Source organism: Haloferax sp. KTX1 (genome assembly GCF_902410085.1).
Taxonomy (GTDB): Archaea; Halobacteriota; Halobacteria; order Halobacteriales; family Haloferacaceae; genus Haloferax; species Haloferax massiliensis.
Window position 1 is genome coordinate 52,269 of record NZ_CABPRH010000013.1, and the last position, 24,968, is coordinate 77,236.

The window sequence follows — 24,968 nt, forward strand, 5'->3', positions numbered from 1 at the left end:
GTCGAATCAGTCGAGCTTCGCTCGACAGTATTCGACGAGGAGTGAAACGACTCGTCGAGCCAGCAGACGCGTAGCGTCTGTTACGTTCGACGAGGCGTAAGCCGAACCGAAACCACGGCAGAACGCACGGGACCCGCGTTCCGATTTTTCCCGAGACACCACGCGGAGCCGTCGGCTCGCGCTCACTCCTCGCCGACCAGTCGAACGCCGGCCGACGGGCGGCAGGCGAACACGTCGGCGTCGGGGCCGACGCGCTCGGGGGCGGCGGCTCGAATCGCGCGCTCGGCCCGGTCGAGCGCGTCGCCGTCGACCAACGCGACCGCGCTCCCGCCGAAGCCGCCGCCGGTCATTCGCGCGCCGTAGACGCCCGGCGTCTCGGCGGCGAGTTCGACCGCCGCGTCGAGTTCCGGGCAGCTCACCTCGTAGTCGTCGCGGAGGCTCTCGTGGGCCGCGAGCATCGCGTCGCCGACGCCTCTGAGATCGCCAGCGGCGAGCGCGTCGCGGGCGCGGCGGACGCGCTCGTTTTCGGTCACGACGTGTCGAACCCGGCGGCGGGACACCGGTTCGAGCGCGTCCGCGTGGGCGTCGAGGAGGCCGCGGTCCACGTCGCGCAGGGAGTCGAGGCCGCGGTCCACGTCGCGCAGGGAGTCGAGGCCGCGGTCCACGTCGCGCAGGGAGTCGAGCGCCGCCGCGCACTCGCGGACGCGGTCGTTGTAGCCCGACTCGGTCAGTTCGTGAGAGACGCCGGTGTCGATGACGAGGACGCCGATACCGTCGCCGAGGGGGACCGACTCGGTCTCGCGGCTCCGGCAGTCGAGAAAGAGCGCCGAGTCGGCCTCGCACAGCGCCGCCGAGAACTGGTCGAGGATGCCGCACTCGACGCCGACGCCCTCGCGTTCGGCCCGCCAGCACGCCAGCGCGAGGTCGGCGGCGGGGCGGTCGCGCCCGGAGACCGCGAGGAGCGCGCGACCGACCGCGAGTTCGAGCGCGGCCGACGAGGAGAGTCCCGCGCCCGTGGGAACGTCCGAGGCGATGGCGAGGTCCGCGCCGGCGACCGGGCCGTCCTCGCGGAGGACGCGAGCGACCGCGGCGACGTAGGCGGCCCACCCGTCGGGGTCGTCGTCGGGGCCGAGTTCGGCCGTCTCGTCGAAGTCGGCGGCGCGGACGCGGAGTCGGTTGTCGCTTCTCGGCCGGGCCGCGACCGCGACGTGGCGGTCGACGGCCATCGGGAGGCAGAGCCCGTCGTTGTAGTCGGTGTGGCCGCCGACGAGGTTCACCCGACCGGGGGCGACGGCGACGGTCGGGGCCGACGTCGACCTCGAACTCGGGGCGTCGCCGTCGGGGCCGAACGCCGCGTCGAGTGCGACTGTCGCGCGTTCGACCTGGTTCGGCGTCCCCGTGTTCGCGCCGTCGGCGTCGCGGCTCATTCGCGTCCGCTCCCGTGCGGTTCCTCGTCGCTCGTCGCGGCTTCGTCCCCGTCCGCGACTCGCTCGCCGCCGAGTCGCTCGGCTAGCTGGCGACCCATCTCGCGCGGGTTCGCCTCGGTCACGCGGAGGTCGTCGCCGACCGCGACCCGGCCGGGCGCGAGGACGTCCGCGCAGATGCCGCCGCGGGACTCGCGGAGCGCGTCACTCACGTCGTCGTCGCCGACGAGGTCCGCGAGGTGCGCGCAGGGCGGCCTGAGCTTCGTCCCGCGGAGTTCGGCCCCGCCGAGTTCGAACGTCGCGTCGAGCAGGTCGGCGAGGTCGACGCCGCGGACGACGACGTTCCGACGGTGCTGGCCGTCAGCGAGGTCGAGGTCGTACTCGCGCGCCGCGTCGTCCAGCACCGCGGCGTCGACGAGCGTCACCGGACAGCCGTCGGTCGCCGAGTAGAAGCCGTCGCCGTCGGCGTAGCGGTCGCCTTCGATGCCGCCCGGCGCGACCGAGACGGTCTCGTGGGAGCCCATCGACTCGGCCTTCGACGGCGCGGTGTACAGCGCCTCGACGCGCCCGCGAACCTCGGAAGTCATACCTCCGGCTACCACTCGGGGACACGAATAGGTTGGGCCGGCCACACGCGTCGGCCCGGGCGTCACGGCGGCGACTCAGCAGAGCGGTTTGGGGTCGACGCCGAGTTCGGCGAGGCCGTCGGCGTAGTCGTCGTACGCCAGTTGGACGACGTACTCGGCGACCATTCGGGCGCGCTCCCAGTCGTCGTCGGTCGCACAGCGGTCGGCGAGGAGGTCCAACCCGGCCGCAAGCGTCTCTTCGGTCTCGGCTTTCAACTCGCGAAAGAGGTCGGCCCGCGGTTCGTCCGCCTCGTTGACGAAGAAGCCGATGACCTGCGCGTGGGTGCGAACCGAGACGAGGCCGCGGCCGACCATGCCGGCGGCGGCGCGCTCGACTGCGTCCTCGCGCCCGCGGAGGTACGCGTGCATCACACCGGATTCGTCGGGAAGGTCGACGTCCTCGTCGAGGGCGTCGAGGACGCGGTCGAGGTGGTCGGCCTCTTGGGTCGCGGTGGCCTCGAACGCGGCTCTTGCTTCGTCGTCGGCCTCGTCTGCGGCCCACGCCGCGAACGTCCCGCGGGCCGCGTGCTCGGAGTACGCGGCGGCGCGGAGCACCGCCGGCTCGGAGAGGTCCGCCCCCGTCAGCGCCAACAGGAGCTTCGACGAGCCGAGCCGGTCGAGTTGGGTTCGCTTCGCCGTCTCGACTGACTCGCGGAACGAATCGACGTCCATACCGCCAGTCGGTCCGCCAGTCACGTGAACGTTCGCCCCGGCCAACGTGCGCCGGATTCCCTCTGCAATCATTTTGGTATCATCAGTGATATTCAGCGGAGAGGGTTGAAATATCGGTGACCGCTGAGGAACGTATATGACGAACTCCTCGGGACCAGTCGACGCGAGCGCGCGAGCGCGCGTGAACGGCGACAGGCTCCTCTCGCGGTTGGATATCGACGCGGCGGAAATCGACCGCCGGAAATCGTTCGTTCGGCTCTCGGCGGCGGACGAGCGACGATTGAGCGACCTCGAACCGCTCTTGGACGAGTTCGCGGACGAGTTCGCGGCGGCGTTCTACGACCACCTCGGCGAGCACGCGACGACGAAGTTCTTCGGTCGCTCGACGAAGACCACGGAGATGCTGCGGACCGACCAGGCGGCGTATCTCCGCGAACTCGGCCGCGGCGAGTACGACGAGGACTACTTCGCAAAGCGGGCGCGCATCGGGAAGTTACACGATATGATAGACCTCGGGCCGAAGTTCTATCTCGGCGCGTACTCGGTCTACTACGAGGGCATCATCGGTGCCGTCGCGGACGAGGTGAAAGCCGAGTTCACCGGCGGCGACGCCGACACCGAGTTCGAAGGCGACGGCGACGGCGGCCTGCTCTCGGGACTTCTCGGCGGCGCGTCCGGCGTTTCGAGCGGTCTCCGCGGCGGCGACGACCGGGTCGAAGCCGCCGTCGACGAGGTCGTCGAGCGCATCCTCCCCGTGTTGAAGCTCCTGTCTCTCGACCAGCAGGTGGCGATGGAGACGTACATCCAGTCGTACAGTCGGGCGGCGCGCGAGGCCGCCGAGCGCCGGCGGGCGCTCGCCGACGAGGTCGAAGCCGACGTGAGCGACCCCGTCGAGTCGCTCCTGCGGAGCTCCGAGGAGGTCACGGAGCGAACCGACGACATCGAGACCACGGCGCGGGCGCAGGCCGAGGACATGGCGACGGTCGCCGCCGAGGTGTCCGAGATGAGCGCGACCGTCGAGGAGATCGCGGCGACCGCGGAGGAGGTCGAGCGGACCAGCGCCGACGCCGCCATGCGCGCCGCCGAGGGCGAGGACGCCGCCGACGAGGCCATCGACGTGATGCGCGACGTGAGCGAGGCCGCGGAGACTGCCTCCGAGGACGTCCAGCAACTGCACGACCAGATCGCGGAGATAGACGAGGTGCTCGACGCCATCAACGACATCGCTGAACAGACGAACCTGCTCGCGCTCAACGCCTCCATCGAGGCCGCCCGCGCCGGCGACGCGGGCGAGGGATTCGCCGTCGTCGCCAGCGAGGTGAAGAACCTCGCCGAGGAGTCGCAGGCCCGCGCCGCCGAGGTCGAGGGCACGGTGGGCGACATCCAGTCCGAGGCGCGAGAGACCATCGAGAGCCTCTCGCAGACGACCGGGCGGCTGTACGACGGCATCGACCGCGGCGAGGACGTGATGCGGAGCCTCTCGGACATCTCGGCGGCGGTCGAACAGGCCACCGTCGGCGTCGGCGAAGTCGCATCGGCGACCGACGACCAGGCCGAGAGCGCCGAGCAGATCGCCGGCATGGTCGACGACGCGACCGCCCGCGCGACCAGCGTGTCGGACCACATCGGCGACATCGCCGACGCGAACCGCTCGCAGACCGAGCAGGTGCTCTCGATTCGTGACGCCGCCGAACGCCTCGGCAGCGGCGAGACGGGCGGCGTTGACGGGTCGAACGCCTCACCGGAACCGGGCTCCGACGCCCCGTCCGCCGGCGGGGTCGACGGCCCGCCGGCCGACGTCCTCGACGAGTTCGACGTCGGTGAACCGCCGTCGCGCCGCCTCAGCAACGACGGCGGAACGACCGAATAGCGCGGGCCGCTGCTCGGGCCACAGTTCTCTTTTCGACCCGCGGAGCGTTCTTCCGCCCGGCGCGCGTATCGTGTGCGTATGACTCCCGAGGAACTGGCGGCCCGGCTCGCCCGCGGTGACCCCACGACGGTGCTCGACGTGCGCGACCGCGGCGAGTTCGAGGCGTGGCGCGTCGACGGCGCGGCCGCGACCGCGACGCAGATTCCGGCGGTTCGCTTCACGCAGGCCGAGATTCGCGGGACGGTCGCCGACCTCGCCGCGGAGTTCGAACACGAGCCCTCACCGGTGGTCGTCGTCTGCGCGGAGGGGCGGTCGAGCGCCCACGTCGCCGACCTGCTCTCCGAGGCCGGCGTTCCCGCCGAGAACCTCGAAACGGGGATGGACGGCTGGGCGCGCGTCTACCGCGCCCGCGAACTCCCGGTCGGGAACGCGGACGCGAACGCGGACGCGACGGTTCTCCAGTACGACCGCCCCTCCAGCGGCTGTCTCGCCTATCTGGTCGTCGCCGGCGACGAGGCCGCGGTCATTGACCCGCTCCGGGCGTTCGCGGACCGATACGTCGCAGACGCCCGCGAGCGCGGCGCGGAAGTCGTCGCCGCCGTCGACACCCACGTCCACGCCGACCACGTCAGCGGCGTCAGAGCGGTCGCGGAGCGAACCGGCGCGACCGCCGTCCTCCCGGCGGGCGCGACCGACCGCGGCCTCGACTTCGACGCGCGCCTCGTCGCTGACGGCGAGTCCATCGGTGTCGGCGACGCGGAACTCGTCGCCGTCCACGCGCCGGGCCACACGACCGAGATGACCGCGTTCCGCCTCGGCGACCTGCTCGTTGCGGGCGACAGCCTCTTTTTGGAGAGCGTCGCCCGACCGGACCTCGAAGACGGCGACGAGGGCGCGCCCGACGCCGCGAGACGGCTTCACGCGACGCTCACGGAGCGGTACGGCGAGTTCGCGGACAACACGCTGGTCGCGCCAGCCCACCGCGGCCCGCGAGCAGTCCCGGACGACAGTGGCGCGTACATCGCCAGACTCGGTGCGCTTCGGGAGCGACTCGGCGCGCTCTCGATGGACGAAGCGGCGTTCGTCTCGTTCGTCTGCTCGGACATGCCGCCGCGGCCGGCAAACTACGAGCGCATCATCGAGACGAACCTCGGGCGCGACTCGCTGTCCGACGACGAGGCGTTCGACGTCGAGCTGGGACCGAACAACTGCGCGGCGACGAGCGAGGCGTGAGCGGGGGTTCGGGGAGAGATGCGGAGGCAATCCGGGCGCGTCGGCTCGGCGGTGCGGTGCGAAACGGAGAACGCGGGCCGGCGGAGCGTGCCGGCCCCGGTGAGTACCCGTCGTCAGTCGTCGTCGGCGGCGGTGCCGGCGGCCGCGGCGTCGCCCTCGATGCTCGGCGGGTAGACGCCGCGGTCGAGTTTGAGGTCGCTCTGCGGGCGGGCCATGCAGGTGAGCGCGAAGCGTTCCGCCTCCTCGTCGGTCAGCCCGCGGGCGGCGGGCTGGGTGACGTCGCCTTCGAGAATCTCGGCGGAGCAGGCGAGGCACATCCCGACGCGGCAGGAGTACTCCTGTGCGATGCCCTCCTCGATGCAGGCCTTGAGAATCGTCTGCTTGTCGGAGACGGTGATGGTCTCGCCCGTGCCGACGAACTCGACGGTGTACTCGGTCATACCGCGGCGTATGCGCGACCGCACCAAAACTGTTTATCAAAGTCGCGGCGACCTCGCCGCCGACCGCGCGGTCGAAGCAGGCTCCCGAGCGCGGCGCGAACGCGCGACTCGCGCCCCGAGTTCGGACTACTCCTCGGCTTCGGCGTCCGCGCTCTCGTCGGCGTCCGCCTCGTCTTCGTCTTCGTCGTCCAGTCGGATGGTGAGCACCGGCACCGGCGAGGTGCGGACGACGCGCTCGGTGACGCTCCCGAGCAGGTAGTGGCTCAGGCCCGTGCGCCCGTGGGTGCCCATGACGACGAGGTCGATGTCGTGGTCGTCGATGTACTCCCGGATGGAGCGGTAGGCGGTTCCGGTGACGACCTCGGCCTGCACGTCGATGCCGGCTTCCTCGGCGGCCTCGCGGACGTGTCGGGTCGCGGCGTCGCCCTCGCGTTCGAGGGCGTCGATGACCACGTCCGCGCCGGCGTCGAGCGAGGTGTAGATGCTGGTGTCGACGACGTACAGCGCGTGAATCCGCGCGTCGTAGGTCTTCGCGAGGTCGAGCGCGTGGTCGATGGCGCGTTCGGCGGCCTTGCTGCCGTCTGTCGGGACGAGGATTTCGCTGTACATGACGGATTATACTTAGTTCGGAACGCGGTTAATACTACTCCTCGTTCCCGTCGCCTCGGAACGACAGGACGGCCTCCTCGCACGCCTGTAGTCCGTCGATTCGCTCGGTCTCGCCGTCGAGTGCGACCGTCTCGACGACCGACCAGCCGGCGTCGTCATCGTAGGCGACGCCCTTGACCCACGCGTCGGTGGCGAAAAGCAGGCTGCGGGCGGGGCCGTCGTCCTCGACGGCGACGACGAGGTCGAAGGCGTCCGCGCGGTTCAAAGACGTCAGCTCCTGCGGTTCGAGCGGTCGGACGGGTAGCGACTCGATGAGCGACATATCCGAGTGCTACCGGTCGGCGGGGATGACGCTTTCGAAGGGGCGGGCCGACGGCACCTCCGCGAGTCGTAACCTTTCTGCCGTCCGGCGCGCCACGTCACCCCATGATTCCCTCCCGCGCCGGGCGGCGACCCGACCGGACGGCGCTCGCCGTCGTCGCGCTCGCGGCCGCGGCGCTCGTCGCCCGCCTCGTCGGCCTCGGCGACCGGCCGCTCCACTGGGACGAGGCCCGCGTCGGCTACTGGAGCCTCCGGTCGCTCGAAACCGGCTTCCTCTCGTACCGCCCCGTCGCCGGCGGCCCGCTCGTCTACCACCTCTCGCGGCCGTCGCTCGCGCTCGTCGGCGCGACCGACTTCGCGCTCCGCCTCCCCTTCGCGCTGTTCGGCGCGGCGCTCCCGCTCGCCGCGCTCCTCTTCCGCGGCCGCCTCGCCGACGACGAGACTCTCGGGTTCGCGCTCGTGCTCGCGGCGAACCCGATCCTCGTCTACTACGGCCGGTTCGCCCGCGGCGACGTGCTCGCGGTCGGGTTCGCGCTCGTCGCTTTCGGCTTCGCGCTCCGCCTCGTCGACGGCGCGGGGCGGCGCAACGCCTACGGACTCGCCGCGGCCGTCGCGCTCGCCGTCGCCTCGTCGGGACTCGGCGTCGTCGCCCTCTGCTGTCTCGGCGTCGCCGGCCTCCTGGTGTTCGACCACGCGGCGCTCCTCCCGTCGGCGCGCCCGGCCGCGATGCGCCTCGGCGAGTACACGGCTCGGCTCCGCGGCGCGGCGACCCCCGCGGCCCGCGCGCTCCTCGTCTTCGTCGCAGTCTACGTCTTCGCGTTCGCGCCCCGGGCGGGCGACACCGACGGCGCGGGTCTCTACACGCCGGGGACGGTCCTCGGCGCAATCGACGCGGCGCTGTTCGACTCAGTCCGGCGCTTCGTCGGCGTCCGCGTCGTCCACCGCTACCCCGAGGGGACCCACGAGTACCTCCCGTATCTCGGCGACCTCCTCGGGACGCTCGCGTTGGCGGCGCTCCCGGTCGTCGTCCTCGGCGCGGCGGTCTTCCTCGTCGACCGCTACACGGCCGGCGGCCCGCGCTCGGAGGTGTCGGCGGCGGTGTACTGGGCCGGCGCGTCGCTCGTGTTCGTCCCCATGCTGACCGAGGTGTCCGCGCCGTGGCTCGGCGTCTACGTCGTCGTCCCGCTCGCGCTCCCGGCGGGCGTCGGGCTCGCGGCGCTCGTCCGCTGGGGTCGGACCGCGTTCGACTCCCGGGACGTGCCCCGCGTCGCGGCCGCGGTCATCGTCCTGCTCGCGCTCGTCGCTCAGACCGGCGCGGTGGCGACGACCGAGGTGTACGGCCCGAGCGACCGCGACGCCGAACTCGCGCAGTTCGCCCAGCCGTCGAGCGAGTTCTCGTCGTTCCGCGACAACCTCTCTGCGTGGGTCGGGCCGACCGACGACGGGGGCCCGGAGGTGCTCTACTACGGGAGTTCGATGTACGTCGCCGACGGCGCGGCCGACTCCCCGCCGGTCCCCGACGCGTGGGGCGAGCGGCTCCCGATGGCGTGGTACGTCGAGCGACTCGGGGCCGACACCGCGTCGGCGGCGACGCCCGAGGCGCTCGAAGCCCGGTCGTCGATTCCGCCGGTGGTCATCGCGCCCGCCGACGAGCGCGGGACGGTCGCGCCGCTCCTCGACGGCTACGTCGCACACCAGTACGACACCGGCCTCTGGGGGCGGTCGGTCGTGGTGTTCGTGCAAAACTAAAACTGCGTGTCGCCGACGGCCGTCAGTCGGCGTCCGTGACGGCGACGGGAGGTGAGCCGGGTCCGGTCGGGTCTACGGGCCGACGCTCAGCGGAAGCCCATCGCTTCGATCTGTTCTTGGTAGCGGTTTCGGATGGTGACTTCCGTCACCTGCGCCACGTCCGCGACCTCGCGCTGGGTCTTCTTCTCGTTGCAGAGAAGCGACGCCGCGTAGATGGCGGCGGCGGCGAAGCCGGTCGGCGACTTGCCCGACAGCAGGCCCTGCTCGGCGGACACGTCGATGATTTCGGTCGCCTTCGCCTGGACCTCCTCGGAGAGGTCGAGCGCGGAGGCGAACCGCGGGACGAACTGCTTGGGGTCGACGGGCTTGAGTTCGAGCCCGAGTTCCTGCGAGATGTAGCGGTACGTGCGGCCGATTTCCTTCTGCGGGACGCGCGACACTTCAGCGACCTCGTCGAGCGAGCGCGGGATGCCCTCCTGACGGCAGGCGGCGTACAGCGCCGAGGTGGCGACGCCCTCGATGGAGCGGCCGCGAATCAGGTCCTCGTTGAGCGCGCGGCGATAGATGACCGACGCGACCTCGCGGACCGACCGCGGGACGCCGAGCGCCGACGCCATGCGGTCGATCTCGCTGAGGGCGAACTGGAGGTTACGCTCGCCGGCGTCCTTGGTCCGGATGCGCTCTTGCCACTTGCGGAGGCGGTGCATCTGCGACCGCTTCTCGGAGGAAAGCGAGCGACCGTAGGCGTCTTTGTCCTTCCAGTCGATGGTCGTCGTCAGCCCCCGGTCGTGCATCGTTTCGGTGATGGGCGCACCGACGCGCGACTTCGACTGCCGCTCGGAGTGGTTGAACGCCCGCCACTCCGGGCCGCGGTCGATCTGTCGCTCGTCGAGGACGAGGCCGCAGTCGTCACACACCAGCTCCCCCTGGTCTGCGTCCGTGACGATCTGGTCAGAACCGCACTCCGGGCAGTTGACTTGCTCGTCCTCTTGTGCCGTTGCCTCCTCCTCTCGTTGACGCTGCCGGCTCGGACGTTCCATTAAAAGGTTTCTGGTGGAGCGTGAATTTAAACCTTTGTAACAGAAATATGATACAGGCCGCTGTCTGTCGATTCGTCGAGTTCGGATTCGGGCAACCGGGACGCACCTACTTATACAGTTCCCTGACAAACGGTGAATCGAATGGTCAGACGTGCTACCGCGACACTCGTTGTCGTCGTTCTCGCGGTCCTCGCGGGCTGTCTCGGCGGGGGCGGCGCGGACGCGACGACGACGGTCGAACCGACCGCGACAGCGGCGGCGTCGCCGACACCGCAGTCGGGGTCGCCGACGACCGCGGCCGCCGCGGGCGACGTGACAGTCGAGGTGGTCGAGGTGGTCGACGGCGACACCGTCAAGGTCGTCATGCCGGACGGCGCGCGCGAGACGGTGCGGCTCCTCGGCGTCGACACGCCGGAGGTCCACGCCGAGAACACGCCCGACGAGTTCGAGGGCGTCCCCGAGACGGAGGCCGGCCGGGCCTGCCTTCGCGCGGCCGGCGAGAACGCGAGCGCCTACGCGAAGTCGCGGCTCGCCGACCGGACGGTCGAACTCCGCTACGACGAGAAGGCCGGCGAGCGCGGCTACTACGGGCGGCTCCTCGCGTACGTCGTCGTCGACGGCGCGGAGTTCAACTACGACCTCATCGTCGAGGGCCACGCCCGGCTCTACGAGAGCTCGTTCGAGGAGCGCGAGCGCTACGAGCGCGCCGAGCGCGACGCCAGAGAGCGCGGGGTCGGCCTCTGGTCCTGCGCGACCGAGGGGGCGGCCGCGGGCGGCGCGGACGCGACCACCGACGACGGCCTCTCCGTCTCGGTCGTCGCCGACGCGCCCGGCAACGACAACGACAACCTCAACGAGGAGTACGTCACGCTCCGCAACGACGGCGACGCGACAATCGACCTCTCCGGGTGGACCGTCTCCGACGCGGCGGGCGCGACCTACACGTTCGCCGAGGGGTCCGAACTCAACCCCGGCGCGTCGCTGACGCTCCACACGGGGTCGGGAACCGACACCGACGAGGACGTCTACTGGGGCCGCGGCGGCGCGGTGTGGAACAACGGCGGCGACACGGTCACGGTTCGGAACGCCGCCGGAACGGAGGTCCTCTCGTACACGTACGGGTAGCGAAGTCGGCGTCCGAATGAACCGCTCGCGCGGGTCAGGGGGAATGGGGGTGGAGCGTGTACCCCCATCGCCAGTACGGTTGCGATAGCTATCAGCCTCCGGGCTGTCACGTCGGAGCGGCGAAATTCCGCGCCATCGGCGGATTCTCCCCGAAGTAATTACTACTGCGCATTTACAAAGATATATACATAACCAAAGGAAATGTATGCGCAACATGAGCACGCTCGAACCCTCGTCCGCCGAAGCCGCACTCGTCGCCGGTCGTCCCGCCGACCTGACCCCCGTCATCCTCGACGCGTCGGGGCTGGAGTCGACCGCCCCGTCGCACCTCCGCGACCTGAAGGCCGGACTCGCCGAGGACGGTTATCTCCCGGCCGAACTCACCGTCGAGGCCCGCTTCGGCGAGGACGACCCGCTCGCGGTGCAGTCGGAGTCCGACCGCCTCCGCGACTACGTCCGCGCCGCCGCGTTCCTCGGGGTCGGCCGGGTCGCTGTCGACGTCGCGGAGTGCTGTCGCCCCGACGACGCCGAGTCGGCGCTCGCCGCGCTCGGCGAGCGCGCCCGGCGCGAGGGCGTCGCTTTTGAGCTTCGAGGTTCCATCGACGGCTGATGGCAACCAAGTCCGCGCTGGAGGCGCAGTTGGCGGTGGTCGCCGGCTTCGAGAACCCGAAGGTCTCGCTCGAACAGTATCCGACGCCGCCGGACCTCGCCGCGCACCTCGTCCACCTCGCGGACCTCCGCGGCGACATCGAGGGCGCGACGATTCTCGATTTGGGCTCCGGGACCGGCATGCTCGGCCTCGGCGCGGCGCTCCGCTCGCCCGCCCGCGTCGTCGGCGTCGAACTCGACGACGACGCGCTCGCCACCGCGACGGACAACGCCCGCCGGGTCGGCGCGAGCGCCCCCATCGACTGGATTCGCGCCGACGCCACCCGCCTGCCGCTGTGCCTCTCGGACGACCGGCAGGTCACGGTGCTCATGAACCCCCCGTTCGGCGCGCAGCGGGGCAACGAACACGCCGACCGCGCCTTCCTCGACTCGGTCGCGTCGGTCGCCGACGTGTCCTACTCGGTCCACAACGAGGGGAGCAAGGAGTTCGTCGAGTCGTTCGTCGCCGACGCCGGCGGCGACCTCACGGACGCCTTCCAAGCGACGTTCGACCTCGACCGCCAGTTCGACTTCCACGACGAGGACCGCAGACAGCTCGACGCCGAAGTGTTCCGCATCGAGTGGTGAGCCGGCGGTCGAACCGGGCCCATCAGCGTGCGAGTCGTCCGCCGTCGCGCCCTAATTGTACGTCTCTTCCCGCGCGATGCGGACTTTCGTCCCCCGCGACTCGGCGAAGACGAACGACTTCTCGCGGACGAACCGAATCCCGTCGAGCGTCGTCGTCGTGTTCTCGGTCGGCATCGGTCCCCTGACGGTCCCGCTGTCGGACGACACCTGCACGTCGTAGCCCGTCGCCGTCGGCACGACCGAGATGCTCCGCCGGGCGACGACGGGTTCGGCCCGGACCGGGCCGGTGTCGTACGCCAGTCGCGCCTCGCCGTCGGCGACGAGGAACACCCGGTAGGCCGTTCCCGCGCCCGTGACGACGTAGCCGTCGCGGACCGCCGTCACTCGGTCGCGCCAGCCGAGGCCGCCGAGTCTGACCGCCGACTCGCCGTCGAACGCCAATCGACTCGTCGAGACGGCCGTCGTCCAGATGCCGCGCCGCTCGCTTCTGACGATGACGCCGGAGGTGTTTGTCGTCGTCGACTCGCCGAACAGTTCGACGTCGAAGGCGGCGGTCAGCCCGTTCGGCACGTCCTCGGCGTAGGTCACGTCGTAGTCCCTGACCGTGACGCTCTCGCCCGGCAGGGCGTCGCCGCTCGCGGTGAACGTGTTGTACAGCATCGCCGGCCCCGACAGCGCCGCGACGACGACGAGGAGGACGGCGAGTCCGGCCTGCCAGCGGCGGGCCGAAAACACCGAGTCGTCGGGCGCGTACTCGCGGAGCGGCCTGTCGGACGCCGCGACCGTCAGCGCGACGACGAGCGCGAGCGCGACGACGAGCGCGAAGCCGACGGCGCGGAACAGCACGTAGGTCTCGCCGCCGCGGTACCAGTACACCGCCCACAGCGACTCGCTGACGCCGAACAGGAGGACGCCGGCGAAGAGAGGCAGCGCGGGCGGGTTCGACCCCTCGCGGCGGTGGCTGAGCCACGCGCCGAGGAGGACGCCGAACAGGAAGCCGATGGCGTGGCCCTGAATGGCGATCTGGGACCACCACGGCGTCGAGAAGGCCGGGCGGGCCGACGAGACGACTTCGGGCGAGAGCATCGCGTTGTAAAACAGGCTGACGACGCGCCCGGAGAGGAACGCCAACACGGTCCCGAGCGGGCGGAAGACGAGCGCGAAGCCGGCGAACGCGAACACGACGCCCGAGAAGCCGACGACCGGGCCGAGCGCGAAGACGGCGGTGAGAAGCCCCACGCCGAAGACGACCGCGGGGAAGACGACGAGCGACCGGACGTAGGGGTTCTCGCCGGCCGACCCGAACGAGGTGGACCCGCGGCGCGTCGGATAGTGGCCCCACGCGTACTCCGCGACGGGGGCGAGGGTGAGCGTGCCGACGAGGTTGCCGACGAGGTGGCCGGGGCTGGAGTGGGCGAACGCGGCGGTCAGCATCCCGGTCGGGTAGAAGTACGACCACGCCCGAAACGGGATGACGACGGGTCGGTACCACGACGACCAGCCGTCCTGTACGACGAGATAGACGAGGAGGACGCCGCCGGCGCTGACGAGCGTTCCGAGCGGGAGGCCGAACAGGAAGCGCCGCCGGAGCGCCGCCGAGAGCCGACTCGGTCTGTCGACGACGGCGAGCGCGACGGCGGCCACGAGGAGCGCGAGGAGCGCCGCGAGCCGCTGGAACGGTATCCAGCCCGGAATCTCTAGCATTAGCTACCAGTGTCGTGCGAACGGGTGGTAAAGAAACCCGCGGAGAACTGCTTAAGAAGTGCTAGCGAACGACACGAACCCGACCGCCAGCGGCGACTCCGCGGCGGGCGGGCGCTGGAGGCGGTGCGGTCGACGGCCGCTCAGATTTTCCCTTCGGCGTCGTCGGCCAGTTCCTCCATGCGCTTGCCGACGCGGCCCGCGCTGGAGAACTCGTCGTCGCTCATCGCGGTCGCGAGGGCGTTACCGAGCACGAACACGGCGTGTTTGTGCTCGCTTTTCGATTTGTGGACGTGGGAGGGCTCGACGGCGAGCTCGTCGTAGGGGTCGAACAGGCTCGAATCGACGTGCTCGCGGGCCGAGAAGTGGTCCTTGATGATAACCATCTGTTCGTGCAGCTCCAGCAGTTCGTCCTTGTGCATGAGCGTTGGGTAGGAGCGAAGGCGGTTTAAGAGTTATTGGGGGATACTGTCACTCGGCTCAGAAGACGTACTCGTCTTCGTGGCCCATCATTCCGTCGTCTTCGTACGCGCGGTCCTCGTCGGACATCGGACCGCTGGTCTTGTACGCGCGGATACCGGTCGACAGCAGGTCCTCGATGGCCTCGTCGCGGTTGACGAACTCGCCTTTCTCGACGAGTTGGACGATCTGCATCTCCAGGTGTTCCGGCACGGTAATCTCTACTTTGGGCATCTGAACGTCCGTCGCTTTGGAAGGGCCGTATATAACTCTACCGGGGGAATAATCGGGTTTTCCGAAGGTCGTCCCGGCGAACTCGAATCGCCGTTTACGTTCGGTTAGTGCCCGCGGTCGCCCCGGCTCCGACGGGTGTCCGGAGTCGTTAGTGATAGGTGCGTCGGGCCGAAGATTCGAGCATGGCCAACGACGTGACCCACCTCTACGAGGAGTTCGGCGACGACCGACTCCCGCCGGGCCAACGCGAGACCCAGCGGTTCCCCGTCCTCTCCAAGAGCGGCACGCCCTCGTGGGACCCCGAGACGTGGTCGTTCGAGGCGTGGGGCGCGGTCGACACCGAACTCGACCTCTCGTTCGACGAGTTCCGCGACCTCCCCTCCGAGACGCAGGTACAGGACTTCCACTGCGTCACCGGCTGGAGCAAGTTCGACTGCGAGTTCGAGGGCGTCACGTTCCCGGCGCTCGCCGACGCGGTCGGCGTCGACGACGACGCGGTCCACGTGATGTTCCACGCGATGGACGGCTACACGACGAACCTGCCGCTCGACCAGTGCATGCGCGACGAGGTCATGTTCGTCTGGGGCTACGACGGCGAGGACCTGCCCGCCGACCACGGCGGCCCCCTCCGGGTCGTCACCCCGCACAAGTACGCGTACAAGGGCGCGAAGTGGGTCTCGGGCGTCGAGTTCCTCACCGAACCCGAACGCGGCTACTGGGAGAAACGCGGCTACTCGAACACGGCGAACCCGTGGAACGAAGAGCGGTACAGCTAACCTAAGTTTTTGGTCCACCGTGAGACTGCATGCAGTCTCACGAGCCTTCGCTCGCTATCGCTCGCGAAGACAGGTTTTTGCGTGGTGAGCGTAGCGAACCACGGAAAAAGGTGGGCGAACCCGTGGAACGAAGAGCGGTACAGCTGAGCTGATTTTCAGGCGTTTGCGGCGGTCGCTTCGCGTCCGAGCAACCAGCGTTGTCGCTCGGTGGACAGATGTGCGCGTTCCGCCGACTCGCCGAACCGCGGTGCGGGACAGAAGGGAGAGTTTCAAGCGTCCCCGGTCCTGAGCCACGGTCGATGGAACCGTTGCGGACAGACGAGGTGGGGACCCACCTCGTCAGCAGGTCGGTTCGACTGTCTGCGCCCCCCGTCTCGGCGTCGCTCGCGGCGATGCGCCGCCCGCGGGCGCTGTGGACCGCCCCCGACGAACCAACAGTCGTCGGCGGCGGCGTCGCCGTGGCCGTCGAGGCCGACGGTCCCGAGCGACTCGCCCGCGTCCGCCGGTCGGCGGCGGCGCTGTTCGACGGCGCGGACGTTGACGCCCCCGGCGTCGCCCGCCCGCGATTCTTCGGCGGCCTCGCCTTCCACGAGGAGGCGACCGGCCGCGACCCGTGGGCCGATTTCCCGGCCGCGCGCTTCGTCGTCCCCGAGGCGCAGGTCGTCTTCGACGGCGACGACGCGTGGCTCACGGTCACCGCCCTCGACGGCGAGGCCGACGCCGAGACCGTCGGCGACCGGCTCGGCGAACTCCGCGCGACGCTCGAATCGCTCGACGACGCGCCTCCCGAGGGACCGCCGGGCGTCTCGGACCGCCACCGGACGACCTCGGTCGAGGCGTGGCGCGACAGCGTCGATGCCGCGGTCTCGCGCATCCGCGCCGGCGACCTTCAGAAGGTCGTCCTCGCGCAGGCGCTCGAAGTCGAACTCGACCGGCCCGCCGCCGCGCCGGACCTGCTCGCCCGCCTCGGCGGGACGTACCCCGACTGCCACCGCTTCCTCGTCGAGCCGAACGGCGGGGCGAGCTTCCTCGGCGCGACGCCCGAGCGACTCGTCTCGCTCCGCGGCCGCGAGGTCGAGACCGGCGCGCTCGCCGGCACGACCGGCCGCGGCGACACCGACGACGAAGACGAGTGGCTCGCGAACGAACTGCTCGGAAGCGAGAAGGACAACCACGAACACGAACTCGTCGCGGAGACGATTCGGGAACAGCTCGCGCCCCTGTCGGCCGAGATTCGCGTCGGCGACCGCGGGATTCGGAAGCTCGCGACCGTCCAGCACCTCTGGACGCCCATCGACGCGACGCTCGAACGCGACGAACACGTCCTCTCGCTCGTGGACGCGCTCCACCCGACGCCCGCGGTCGGCGGCCTCCCGCCGGAAGCCGCCCTCGACGTGATTCGGGACACCGAGCCGTTCGACCGCGGCTGGTACGCCGCGCCGGTCGGCTGGTTCGACGCCGACGGCGACGGCAGTTTCGCGGTCGCCCTCCGCTCGGCCATCGTCGAGGAGACGCTGGCGACGCTCTTTGCGGGCGTCGGCCTCGTCGCCGACTCGGACCCCGACGCCGAGTGGGACGAGGTGCAGCTGAAGTACCGACCCGTCCTCGACGAACTCGAACGCGACGACTGAGTTCGGACCCCGATTCGATTCGCTTTGACGACGAGACAGACGACCCAGACGAGATGACAGCACCGAACCGAAACGCCCTCTGGGCACGGACCTTCGCCGACGAACTGGCACGCACCGGCATCGACGCGGTGTGCATCGCACCCGGCAGTCGCTCGACGCCCCTCGCGGAGGCGTTCGACCGCCACGACGACATCGAGACGTTCTCGCACCTCGACGAGCGCTCGGCGGCCTACTTCGCGCTCGGCCGCGCCCGGCGCACGGGCGAGGTGACGCCCGTTCTCTGCACCTCGGGCACCGCCGCGGCCAACTTCCACCCCGCGGTCATCGAGGCGTCGCAGGCCCGCGTGCCGATGCTCGTCCTCACGGCCGACCGCCCGCCGGAACTCCGCGACAGCGGGGCCAACCAGACCGTCGACCAGGAGAAGCTCTACGGCGACGCCGTCCGCTGGTACAAGGACATGCCCGAACCGGAGGCCACCGACAGGAAGCTCCGGAGCCTCCGGACGACCGCCGGCCGCGCCGTCTCCGAGGCGACCGGCGTCGACGCCGGCCCCGTCCACCTCAACTTCCCCTTCAGAAAGCCGCTCGAACCGACGCACGTCGAGGGCGACGTGCCCGCCGACCTCGACCACGAGGCGCTCGACGGCCGGAGCGGGAGCCGCCCGTACGTCAAGACGACCGCGGGCGCGCCGGAACTCTCCGACGACCACCTCCGAAAGCTCGCCGACGACCTCGCGGTCGACCGCGGACTCGTCGTCGCCGGCCCCGCCGACCCGCCGGGGTTCAACGCCGAGGCCGTCGCCGCGTTCGCCCACGCGACCGGCTTCCCGGTCGTCGCCGACCCGCTTTCGGGGCTCCGATTCGGCGGTCACACCCGGACGACGACCGTCCTCGGCGGCTACGACGCCTACCTCGACGAGCGCGTCACCGCCGACTGGCCCGACCCGAAGGTCGTCGTCCGCATCGGCGCGTCGCCGACCTCGAAGCCGCTCCGGAAGTACCTCGCGCGCACCGACGCCCGACAGTACCTCGTGGACCCGACGGGCCGCTGGCGCGAGGCCGAGTTCGGCGCGACCGACCTCGTTGAGGCCGAGCCCTCGGTGCTCGCGTGGCGGCTCTCGCAACTCGTCCGCAACCGTCCCGACGAGTCGTGGAACGCGCTGTGGACCGACGCGGAAGACGCCTACTGGGGCCTCGTCGACGACGAGACCGACGCCTTCGAGGGTCGGCTCGCGGCCGACGTGGCCGACCTCGCGCCCGAGCCGTCGACGCTGTTCGTCTCGAACTCCATGCCCGTCCGCGACCTCGACCGCTTCGCGCGCCCCTCGACGAAGTCCCGGACGGTCCTCGGCAACCGCGGCGCGTCGGGCATCGACGGCGTCGTCTCCTCGGCGCTCGGAGCCGGCTCCGCGGCCACCGACCACCTGACGCTCCTGACCGGCGACCTCGCGTACTACCACGACATGAACGGCCTGCTCGCGCTCGGCCGCCTCGGCGTGGACGCGACTATCGTCCTCGTCAACAACGACGGCGGCGGCATCTTCCACATGCTCCCCATCGAGGAGTACGAGCCGCCCTTCACGGACCAGTTCAAGACGCCCCACGGCCTCGACTTCGAAGCAACCGAGGACCTCTACGACCTCTCGTTCGCGTCGGTCGACCCGGACGACTTCCGCGACGCCTACGCCGAGTCGGTCGCCACCGACGGCACCGACGTCATCGAGGTCCGAACCGACGCCGAGTCCTCGCACCGCGTGCGCGAGCGCATCGCCGAGCGCGCGGTCGAGCGACTGAGCGACTGACCGATTGACCGACTGCGCGAATTAGTCGACCGACTGACTTTTCTCCCGCGCTCCGAATCGTGGCGGTGTGTCCTCCACAAACGTCCGCCAGTACCGCGGCAGTGTCTACGCCGTCGCCGGCTTTCTCGGCGTCCTCGTGTTCGCCTACGCGGCCGTCGTCGCGTCCGAACCGCTCGCCGGTGTCTTCGCCGGCGGGACCGTCGTCTTCGGCGTGGTGCTTCTCTCGGACCTCGCCGAGCGCGGCTATCCCTCAGCGCTCGGCCGCCGCGGGACGCTCGCGCTCGTCGCGGCCGTGGTCGCGTTCCCCGCCCTCTGGTTCGTCGTCCAGCGGCCCCTGACGGGCCTCGGTCTCGCGCCGCTCGTCGCCGTGGTCGCGTGGGGGCTCGCCCGGTTCAAAGCGGGTGGCTACCCCGAGTCGATGGGTCGCCGCCGGTCGCTCGCGACCGCATTCGTCGGAACGGGACTCGTCGCCTACGGTTCCGTGGCCGGGGCGACCGCCTTTCTCGTCGGCATCGCGGCCGCGGTACTCGTCGGACTGGCGTCGTGGCTGACGAGTCCGCGCGGCCCGCTTCGAGACTAGCCCTCCGCGTCGGAAGCGTCGGCCGAGACCGCTGACTTCGCCCACGGCCCGACGAGCCGGCCGGCCGCCCAGTAACAGCCCGCGTCGAGAAGGACCGACAGGCCGCCGATGACGCCGCCGACGACGCTCGCGGCCGCGACGCCGATGAGCGCGATGAACGCCAGCGAGAGGAGCGGGGCTCCGTTCAGAATCGCGCCGACGAGGAGCACCCCGAGGAGGAACGCGCCCCCGATGAGCGCGCCCGCCGCGAACCCGCGGAGGACGAGTCGCCACAGTCCGCGGAGGCCGTTCCGCAGGTCGGCCAGCCCGCCGTCCGCCAGCGCCCACCGGGTCGCGGCCGCGGTGAGAAGCCACAGGTAGGCGAAGACGGCGACGCCGGGGAGCGTCCCGAAGCCGGCGAGTTCGCCTTCGAGCGCGCCGGTCGCGTGCGCCGCGAGGAGTCCGACGAGGCTCAGAACGACGAGGTTGAACGACGAGACGACCCACGCCTCGAAGCGCCCCCGTGCCCCGACGCGGCCGGCGGCGGCCTCAGCCATGCGCCAGCACCTCCGCGAGCGCGACGAGGACGAGGAGCGCGGCGGCGGTCGCGCCGTAGCCCTTCACGAGGAGCGACCGTCCGGCACCCGCCGGGCCGTCTCGCCGGAGCCGAAACACGACGAGCGTCCGGACGAACGACCCGAGGACGAACGCGGTCACCGCGAGGAGCTTCACCGTCAGTATCGACCCCCAGCGCCCGGACGGTCCGGGCGGGCCGAGCGCGCCGAGGTTGCCGACGCCGGTGACGACCATCGCGCCCATCGCCGCCCAGAAGACCCACTCGTAGGTGGTCGCGAGCGCGGTCGGTTCACGGGCGGATGCACTCCCTGACTCGGGCGCTCTGAGCGTCGCCCACGCGAACACTGCGCCGCCGAGGACGAGCGCCATCCCGACGAGGTGGACGAGTCTGACGAGGAGGGTGGTCGCGGCCGACATGCGCGAGAGTCGTTCGCGGACTGACAAATAGCTCCGGGCCGGGGGAGCGGTCAGGTGGCGGGTCGTCCCCCGAACCGCGGCCGCAAGCGAATCTTTTTGCGCCGCCCGCGCCGCCTCTCGGTATGGTCTCGGAGATTTTCGACCCCGACCGCTGGGAGCCCGTCCCGGGGTCCGACGAGTTCGACGACATCACCTACCACCGCGCCGTCGACGTGCCGGCGGTCCGCATCGCGTTCGACCGCCCCGAGGTCCGAAACGCCTTCCGACCCGGAACCGTGGACGAGCTGTACGCCGCGCTCGACGACGCCAGAAAGCGCGCGAACGTGGGGTGCGTCCTGCTCACCGGCAACGGCCCCTCCGAGAAGGACGGCGGCTGGGCGTTCTGTTCCGGCGGCGACCAGTCGGTCCGCGGCGGCTCGGGCTACGAGTACCGCGACGACGACGAGGCCGATTCCTCCGACGACCCGCTCGTCCGCGAGGCGAAGGCCGGTCGCCTGCACATCCTCGAAGTCCAGCGGCTCATCCGATTCATGCCGAAACCCGTCGTCGCCGTCGTGCCGGGGTGGGCCGTCGGCGGCGGCCACTCCCTGCACGTCGTCTGCGACATGACGCTCGCCTCCGAGGAGCACGCGAAGTTCCTCCAGACCGACCCCGACGTGGCCTCCTTCGACGGCGGCTTCGGGTCGGCGTACCTCGCAAAGCAGGTCGGCCAGAAGAAGGCCCGCGAGGTGTTCTTCATGGGCAAGACCTACTCCGCCGAGGAGGCCGTCGACATGGGCATGGCGAACGAGGCGATTCCCCACGAGGAACTGGAGGACGTCGCGCTGGAGTGGGCCGACGAGATGACGAAGAAGTCGCCGACCGCCATGCGAATGCTCAAGTACGCCTTCAACATGACCGACGACGGCATGGTCGGCCAGCAGGTGTTCGCCGGCGAGGCGACCCGACTCGCCTACATGACCGAGGAGGCACAGGAGGGCCGCGACGCCTTCCTCGAAAAGCGCGAGCCCCGCTTCCGCGACTACCCGTGGCACTACTGAGTCGCTGACGCCGCCGGGAGCGGACCGCCCCCGCCGCCGCGTCGAAACACGTCGCCCCGCAGAGATTTAGGCACGCCGAAAAATAGGAACGCTCTTGTGTGTTTAGGATGGCCTAAATCCTATGGACGAAAAATCCACCGGGCGGGAGGGACTCACGCGACGCAACTACATCCGGTACGGCGGCACGGCGCTCGGGGCCGGGATGCTCGCCGGCTGCACGTCGGACTCGTCGGGGAGCGACGAGACGACCGCCGCGGCCGAGACGACGACCGAAGCGGCCGCCGAAACGACCGCCGCGACCGAGACGGAGGCGGAAACGGAGACCGACGCGGCCGAGGCAGACGCCTCGTACTCGGTGACGATGGAGCCGATGGGCGAGGTCACGTTCGACTCGGTTCCCGAGTCGTGGGCCGCCTACGACGGCGGCTACGCCGACATGGCCGTCGCGCTCGGCGTCGGCGACGGGGTGACCGGCGTCGGCGGCGCGGGCCGGTACTACACCTACGTCTACGACGAACTCCCCGGCGTGAGCGTCGACCGCGAGCGGATCGAGGCGTACCCCGAGGTCAGGACGAAAGAGGAGTTCTACGAACTCGACAACGACGTCCACCTCTACGACCCGAATATGCTCATCAACTGGTTCGACTGGGACCAAGAGGACGTGGACGAAATCGCGGAGAACGTCGCCCCGTTCGTCGGCAACCTCATCTTCCGCCGGTCGGACGGCTGGCACGACTACCGCTACTACACGCTCTACGAGGCGTTCGAGAAGGTCGCGCAGGTGTTCCAGCGCGAGGACCGCTACGAGGCGTTCGCGGCGCTCCACGACGAGTTCATCGCGGACATCCAGTCGCGACTGCCGCCGGCCGACGAGCGTCCGAACGTCTTTCTCACCTACGAGGGGACGACCGAGCCGGAGACGTTCTCGCCGTACCGCCTCAACGACAAGGGGACGAGCAAAAAACAGTGGAACGACCTCGGCGTCACCGACGCGCTCACCGGGACCGACATCGAGAACCTCAGCACGACCAACCGCGGCGAACTCGACTACGAGAACCTCCTCGAAGTCGACCCCGACGTGATTCTCATCCGCGGCCACGAGCGCAAGACGGCCGCGGAGTTCCGCGACACCGTCCTCGCGTACATGGAGGACCACCCCGTCGGCGGCGAGTTGACGGCCGTCCAGAACGGCCGGGTCTACCGCGGCGGCTACCTCAATCAGGGGCCGATTCACAACCTGTTCCTGACCGAACGCGCCGCGAAGCAGATGTACCCCGAGGAGTTCGGCGAGGTGACGAGCGACGCAGAACTGTTCGACCGCCAGCGCGTCGCGGACGTCGTCAACGGGGAGTTCTGAGATGGCGGATGCCGCGGCGTTCGACTACGACGTGGCCATCGTCGGCGGCGGACCGACGGGCTGTTCGGCGGGCCTCTTCACCGGCCGGTACGGCCTCGAAACCGTCGTCTTCGACCGCGGCCGGTCGTCGCTCCAGCGCTGTGCCTATCTGGAGAACTACCTCGGCTTCCCCGGCGGCGTCGACGTCGAGACGTTCTACGGGCTCATCCACGACCACGTCGAGGCGGCCGGCTGTGACCTCGTGTCGGACCTCGTCGAGGCGGTCGAACTCGTCGGGGACGACGAGACCGCGACCGCGGACGTCGCGGGGGATTCCGGCGGGGATGCCGCCGACGCGGCCGCCACCGGCCCCGGCTTCGCGGTCACGACCCAGAGCGGCGAGACCGTCACCGCGAGGCGGGTCGTCGCGGCCGCCCGCTACGGCGGCGACTTCCTCGAACCGCTCGGCGACGACGAGATGTTCGTCACCTACGAGTACGACGGCGAGACGCGGACGAAGTTCGACCGCGACTACGCCGACGTCGAGGGGCGCACGCCGATCGACGGGCTGTACGTCGCCGCGCCGGTGAGCGAGGTCAACGTGCAGGCCATCATGTCGGCCGGACAGGGCGCGCGGGTCGGCCGGTCGGTCATCACCGACCACCGCCTCGAACGGGGCTATCCCGAGACCCTCGCGCGTCACTGGGACTGGATACGACCCGAGACCGAACTCGCCGACGAGGAGACCGCCCGCGACGACTGGCGCGAGCGGTTCGACAGCCGCGTCCCCGACGACTGCGACCTCTCGGCGGCGCGACTCCGCGAACTCCGCGAGGCCGACGTGGAGCGCCAGCGCGAGATGTACGTCTCCGAGGAGACGGTCGAAGCGCGGGCCGAGCGGGGTCACGAACGACTCGTCGACCGCCTCGGCTTCGATGCCGGGTCTGAATCCGATTTCGACGCCGCCCCCGAGTAGCGAGCCACCGCTCCCGGTCGGCGACGGCGATGACCACGTCGTCGCCGACGCGGGACGCGAGTGCCGCGTCGGAGCCGGCGCGACCGCCGGGCGACCGTGTTCTCCCACTCACCGCCCCGGCGTCGCGCGCTTTCGGATAGGAACTTACTCACTGCTCCGGCACTCGTATGCAGACAATGAGCACGCAGGACATCTCTCGCAGGCGGGCGTGGGTGATGGCGTCGCGGCCGCAGACGCTCCCGGCGGCCGCCGCGCCGGTCGTCGTCGGCACCGCGGTGGCCGTCCACGCCGACCTGTTCGCCCCGCTCCCCGCGCTCGCGGCGCTCGTGGGCGCGCTTCTCATCCAGGTCGGGACCAACTTCGCCAACGACTACTACGACGCGGTGCAGGGCGCGGACACCGAGGCCCGCGAGGGCTTCACCCGCGTCACCGCGGGCGGACTCATCCCGCCGTCCGCGGTCAAGCGCGCGATGTACCTCACCTTCGCCGCCGCCGTCCTCCTCGGCACCTACCTCGTCTACGTCGGCGGCGTGCCTATCCTCGTCATCGGCCTGCTTTCTGTCGCCTCGGGCATCGCCTACACCGGCGGTCCGTACCCCCTCGGCTACCACGGCCTCGGCGACCTGTTCGTCTTCGTCTTCTTCGGCCTCATCGCCGTCGTCGGCACGTTCTACGTGCAGGCCGCGAGCGTCCTCGCCGCCCCGCTTTCGGTCGGGATTCCGGAGGGGACCGTCACGCTCGTCGCCGTCCTCGCCAGCCTCCCGATGGCGGCCATCTCCACGAACATCCTCGTCGTGAACAACGTCCGCGACAAGGAGGAAGACGCGACCACGGGCAAGCGGACGCTCGCGGTCCGGTTCGGCTACGGTTTCGCCCGCGCCGAGTACGTCGCCATGCTCGCGCTCGCCTACGCCGTCCCCGTCTACCTCTGGACCCGCGCCGGCTTCGACTGGTTCGTCCTGCTCCCCATGTTCTCGATGCCCGTCGCGGCCCGCATCGCGCGGACCGTCGTCACCGAGACGAAAGGCGAGAAGCTCAACCCCGCGCTCGAAGACACGGGGAAACTCCTCGCGCTCTACGCCGTCCTCTTCTCGGTCGGCCTCGTCCTCGCGTGAC

The 24,968-nt window shown here is 70.5% G+C and carries 26 protein-coding genes; 14 read left to right on the forward strand and 12 right to left on the reverse strand.

Translation table 11 applies throughout. The features are described 5' to 3' along the window. Window positions 1-182: 182 nt before the first annotated feature. The 3 genes from galK to FY251_RS17430 form a co-directional block, all read right to left on the reverse strand. Window positions 183-1,427 carry a galactokinase gene (galK, locus tag FY251_RS17420; protein ID WP_148416314.1) on the reverse strand — a complete coding sequence of 415 codons (1,245 nt, stop codon included), beginning with the start codon at window positions 1,425-1,427 and terminating at the stop codon, window positions 183-185. Beyond that, a complete protein-coding gene (locus FY251_RS17425) occupies window positions 1,424-2,011 on the reverse strand; it encodes an MOSC domain-containing protein (RefSeq protein ID WP_148416315.1) in 588 nt (195 codons plus the stop codon). The genes galK and FY251_RS17425 overlap by 4 nt, the downstream gene beginning before the upstream one ends. Before the next feature lie 75 nt (window positions 2,012-2,086). Next, a complete protein-coding gene (locus FY251_RS17430) occupies window positions 2,087-2,722 on the reverse strand; it encodes a rubrerythrin family protein (protein WP_148416316.1) in 636 nt (211 codons plus the stop codon). A 136-nt stretch (window positions 2,723-2,858) separates the two neighbouring features. Here FY251_RS17430 and FY251_RS17435 point away from each other — a divergent pair, with 136 nt between their 5' ends. After that, complete coding sequence (locus FY251_RS17435) at window positions 2,859-4,592, forward strand: globin-coupled sensor protein (protein ID WP_148416317.1); 1,734 nt, start codon at window positions 2,859-2,861, stop codon at window positions 4,590-4,592. A gap of 78 nt (window positions 4,593-4,670) precedes the next feature. After that, window positions 4,671-5,825, forward strand: coding sequence for an MBL fold metallo-hydrolase (locus tag FY251_RS17440; RefSeq protein WP_148416318.1), 1,155 nt, complete (start codon window positions 4,671-4,673; stop codon window positions 5,823-5,825). A 113-nt stretch (window positions 5,826-5,938) separates the two neighbouring features. Here the strand turns inward: FY251_RS17440 and FY251_RS17445 are convergent, their stop codons facing one another. From FY251_RS17445 to FY251_RS17455, 3 genes are all read right to left on the reverse strand, one after another. Further along, window positions 5,939-6,265, reverse strand: a complete 327-nt coding sequence (locus FY251_RS17445; protein ID WP_004969999.1) for a 2Fe-2S iron-sulfur cluster-binding protein — start codon at window positions 6,263-6,265, stop codon at window positions 5,939-5,941. A gap of 126 nt (window positions 6,266-6,391) precedes the next feature. Further along, window positions 6,392-6,874 carry a universal stress protein gene (locus FY251_RS17450; RefSeq protein ID WP_148416319.1) on the reverse strand — a complete coding sequence of 161 codons (483 nt, stop codon included), beginning with the start codon at window positions 6,872-6,874 and terminating at the stop codon, window positions 6,392-6,394. A 34-nt stretch (window positions 6,875-6,908) separates the two neighbouring features. After that, on the reverse strand, window positions 6,909-7,196 hold the full coding sequence (locus FY251_RS17455) for a hypothetical protein (protein ID WP_148416320.1): 288 nt from the start codon (window positions 7,194-7,196) through the stop codon (window positions 6,909-6,911). A 104-nt stretch (window positions 7,197-7,300) separates the two neighbouring features. Here FY251_RS17455 and FY251_RS17460 point away from each other — a divergent pair, with 104 nt between their 5' ends. Next, window positions 7,301-8,944: a flippase activity-associated protein Agl23 gene (locus FY251_RS17460; protein WP_148416321.1), complete on the forward strand. Its 1,644-nt coding sequence runs from the start codon at window positions 7,301-7,303 to the stop codon at window positions 8,942-8,944. Between the two features lie 86 nt (window positions 8,945-9,030). On the opposite strand, the gene FY251_RS17465 is transcribed toward FY251_RS17460, so the two are convergent. Next, complete coding sequence (locus FY251_RS17465) at window positions 9,031-9,984, reverse strand: transcription initiation factor IIB family protein (RefSeq protein ID WP_004043457.1); 954 nt, start codon at window positions 9,982-9,984, stop codon at window positions 9,031-9,033. Between the two features lie 141 nt (window positions 9,985-10,125). Between FY251_RS17465 and FY251_RS17470 the strand changes: the two genes are divergently transcribed. The 3 genes from FY251_RS17470 to FY251_RS17480 all read left to right on the forward strand — a co-directional run bounded on the left by FY251_RS17470 (window position 10,126) and on the right by FY251_RS17480 (window position 12,345). Then, entirely contained in the window at window positions 10,126-11,109 is a 984-nt protein-coding gene (locus tag FY251_RS17470; RefSeq protein WP_148416322.1) for a lamin tail domain-containing protein, read from the forward strand. A gap of 214 nt (window positions 11,110-11,323) precedes the next feature. Then, on the forward strand, window positions 11,324-11,719 hold the full coding sequence (locus tag FY251_RS17475; protein ID WP_148416323.1) for a hypothetical protein: 396 nt from the start codon (window positions 11,324-11,326) through the stop codon (window positions 11,717-11,719). Then, a complete protein-coding gene (locus FY251_RS17480; protein WP_089777914.1) occupies window positions 11,719-12,345 on the forward strand; it encodes an METTL5 family protein in 627 nt (208 codons plus the stop codon). Before FY251_RS17475 ends, FY251_RS17480 begins: the two co-directional genes overlap by 1 nt. A gap of 51 nt (window positions 12,346-12,396) precedes the next feature. Here FY251_RS17480 and FY251_RS17485 read toward each other — a convergent pair whose 3' ends face one another. From FY251_RS17485 to FY251_RS17495, 3 genes are all read right to left on the reverse strand, one after another. After that, the gene (locus FY251_RS17485) at window positions 12,397-14,049 is read right to left on the reverse strand and encodes a rhomboid family intramembrane serine protease (RefSeq protein WP_148416324.1); all 1,653 of its coding nucleotides are present in this window, start codon (window positions 14,047-14,049) and stop codon (window positions 12,397-12,399) included. Between the two features lie 140 nt (window positions 14,050-14,189). Then, window positions 14,190-14,468, reverse strand: a complete 279-nt coding sequence (locus FY251_RS17490; RefSeq protein WP_004969989.1) for a UPF0058 family protein — start codon at window positions 14,466-14,468, stop codon at window positions 14,190-14,192. A gap of 58 nt (window positions 14,469-14,526) precedes the next feature. Next, the gene (locus FY251_RS17495; protein WP_089777918.1) at window positions 14,527-14,739 is read right to left on the reverse strand and encodes a cell surface protein; all 213 of its coding nucleotides are present in this window, start codon (window positions 14,737-14,739) and stop codon (window positions 14,527-14,529) included. Window positions 14,740-14,921: 182 nt separating this feature from the next. On the opposite strand from FY251_RS17495, the gene FY251_RS17500 reads away from it, so the two are divergent. From FY251_RS17500 to FY251_RS17515, 4 genes are all read left to right on the forward strand, one after another. After that, a complete protein-coding gene (locus FY251_RS17500; protein ID WP_089777920.1) occupies window positions 14,922-15,515 on the forward strand; it encodes a sulfite oxidase-like oxidoreductase in 594 nt (197 codons plus the stop codon). A 299-nt stretch (window positions 15,516-15,814) separates the two neighbouring features. Then, window positions 15,815-17,146 (forward strand): isochorismate synthase MenF, encoded by a 1,332-nt coding sequence (locus FY251_RS17505; protein WP_148416325.1) that lies wholly within the window; start codon window positions 15,815-15,817, stop codon window positions 17,144-17,146. Window positions 17,147-17,199: 53 nt separating this feature from the next. Beyond that, window positions 17,200-18,948: a 2-succinyl-5-enolpyruvyl-6-hydroxy-3-cyclohexene-1-carboxylic-acid synthase gene (gene menD / locus FY251_RS17510; protein ID WP_148416326.1), complete on the forward strand. Its 1,749-nt coding sequence runs from the start codon at window positions 17,200-17,202 to the stop codon at window positions 18,946-18,948. Window positions 18,949-19,015: 67 nt separating this feature from the next. After that, window positions 19,016-19,528 carry a hypothetical protein gene (locus tag FY251_RS17515; RefSeq protein ID WP_148416327.1) on the forward strand — a complete coding sequence of 171 codons (513 nt, stop codon included), beginning with the start codon at window positions 19,016-19,018 and terminating at the stop codon, window positions 19,526-19,528. Here the strand turns inward: FY251_RS17515 and FY251_RS17520 are convergent. Together FY251_RS17520 and FY251_RS17525 are read right to left on the reverse strand one after the other, a co-directional pair. Then, window positions 19,525-20,064, reverse strand: a complete 540-nt coding sequence (locus FY251_RS17520) for a hypothetical protein (RefSeq protein ID WP_148416328.1) — start codon at window positions 20,062-20,064, stop codon at window positions 19,525-19,527. The genes FY251_RS17515 and FY251_RS17520 overlap by 4 nt on opposite strands. Continuing rightward, on the reverse strand, window positions 20,057-20,500 hold the full coding sequence (locus FY251_RS17525; RefSeq protein ID WP_148416329.1) for a hypothetical protein: 444 nt from the start codon (window positions 20,498-20,500) through the stop codon (window positions 20,057-20,059). Before FY251_RS17525 ends, FY251_RS17520 begins: the two co-directional genes overlap by 8 nt. 122 nt (window positions 20,501-20,622) lie before the next feature. On the opposite strand from FY251_RS17525, the gene FY251_RS17530 reads away from it, so the two are divergent. The 4 genes from FY251_RS17530 to FY251_RS17545 all read left to right on the forward strand — a co-directional run bounded on the left by FY251_RS17530 (window position 20,623) and on the right by FY251_RS17545 (window position 24,967). After that, entirely contained in the window at window positions 20,623-21,540 is a 918-nt protein-coding gene (locus FY251_RS17530; protein ID WP_148416330.1) for a 1,4-dihydroxy-2-naphthoyl-CoA synthase, read from the forward strand. Window positions 21,541-21,661: 121 nt separating this feature from the next. After that, the gene (locus FY251_RS17535; RefSeq protein ID WP_148416331.1) at window positions 21,662-22,897 is read left to right on the forward strand and encodes an ABC transporter substrate-binding protein; all 1,236 of its coding nucleotides are present in this window, start codon (window positions 21,662-21,664) and stop codon (window positions 22,895-22,897) included. A gap of 1 nt (window position 22,898) precedes the next feature. Continuing rightward, a complete protein-coding gene (locus FY251_RS17540; RefSeq protein WP_148416332.1) occupies window positions 22,899-23,852 on the forward strand; it encodes an FAD-dependent monooxygenase in 954 nt (317 codons plus the stop codon). 176 nt (window positions 23,853-24,028) lie between these two features. Next, window positions 24,029-24,967: a 1,4-dihydroxy-2-naphthoate polyprenyltransferase gene (locus FY251_RS17545; RefSeq protein WP_148416333.1), complete on the forward strand. Its 939-nt coding sequence runs from the start codon at window positions 24,029-24,031 to the stop codon at window positions 24,965-24,967. The last annotated feature ends 1 nt before the right edge of the window (window position 24,968 follow it).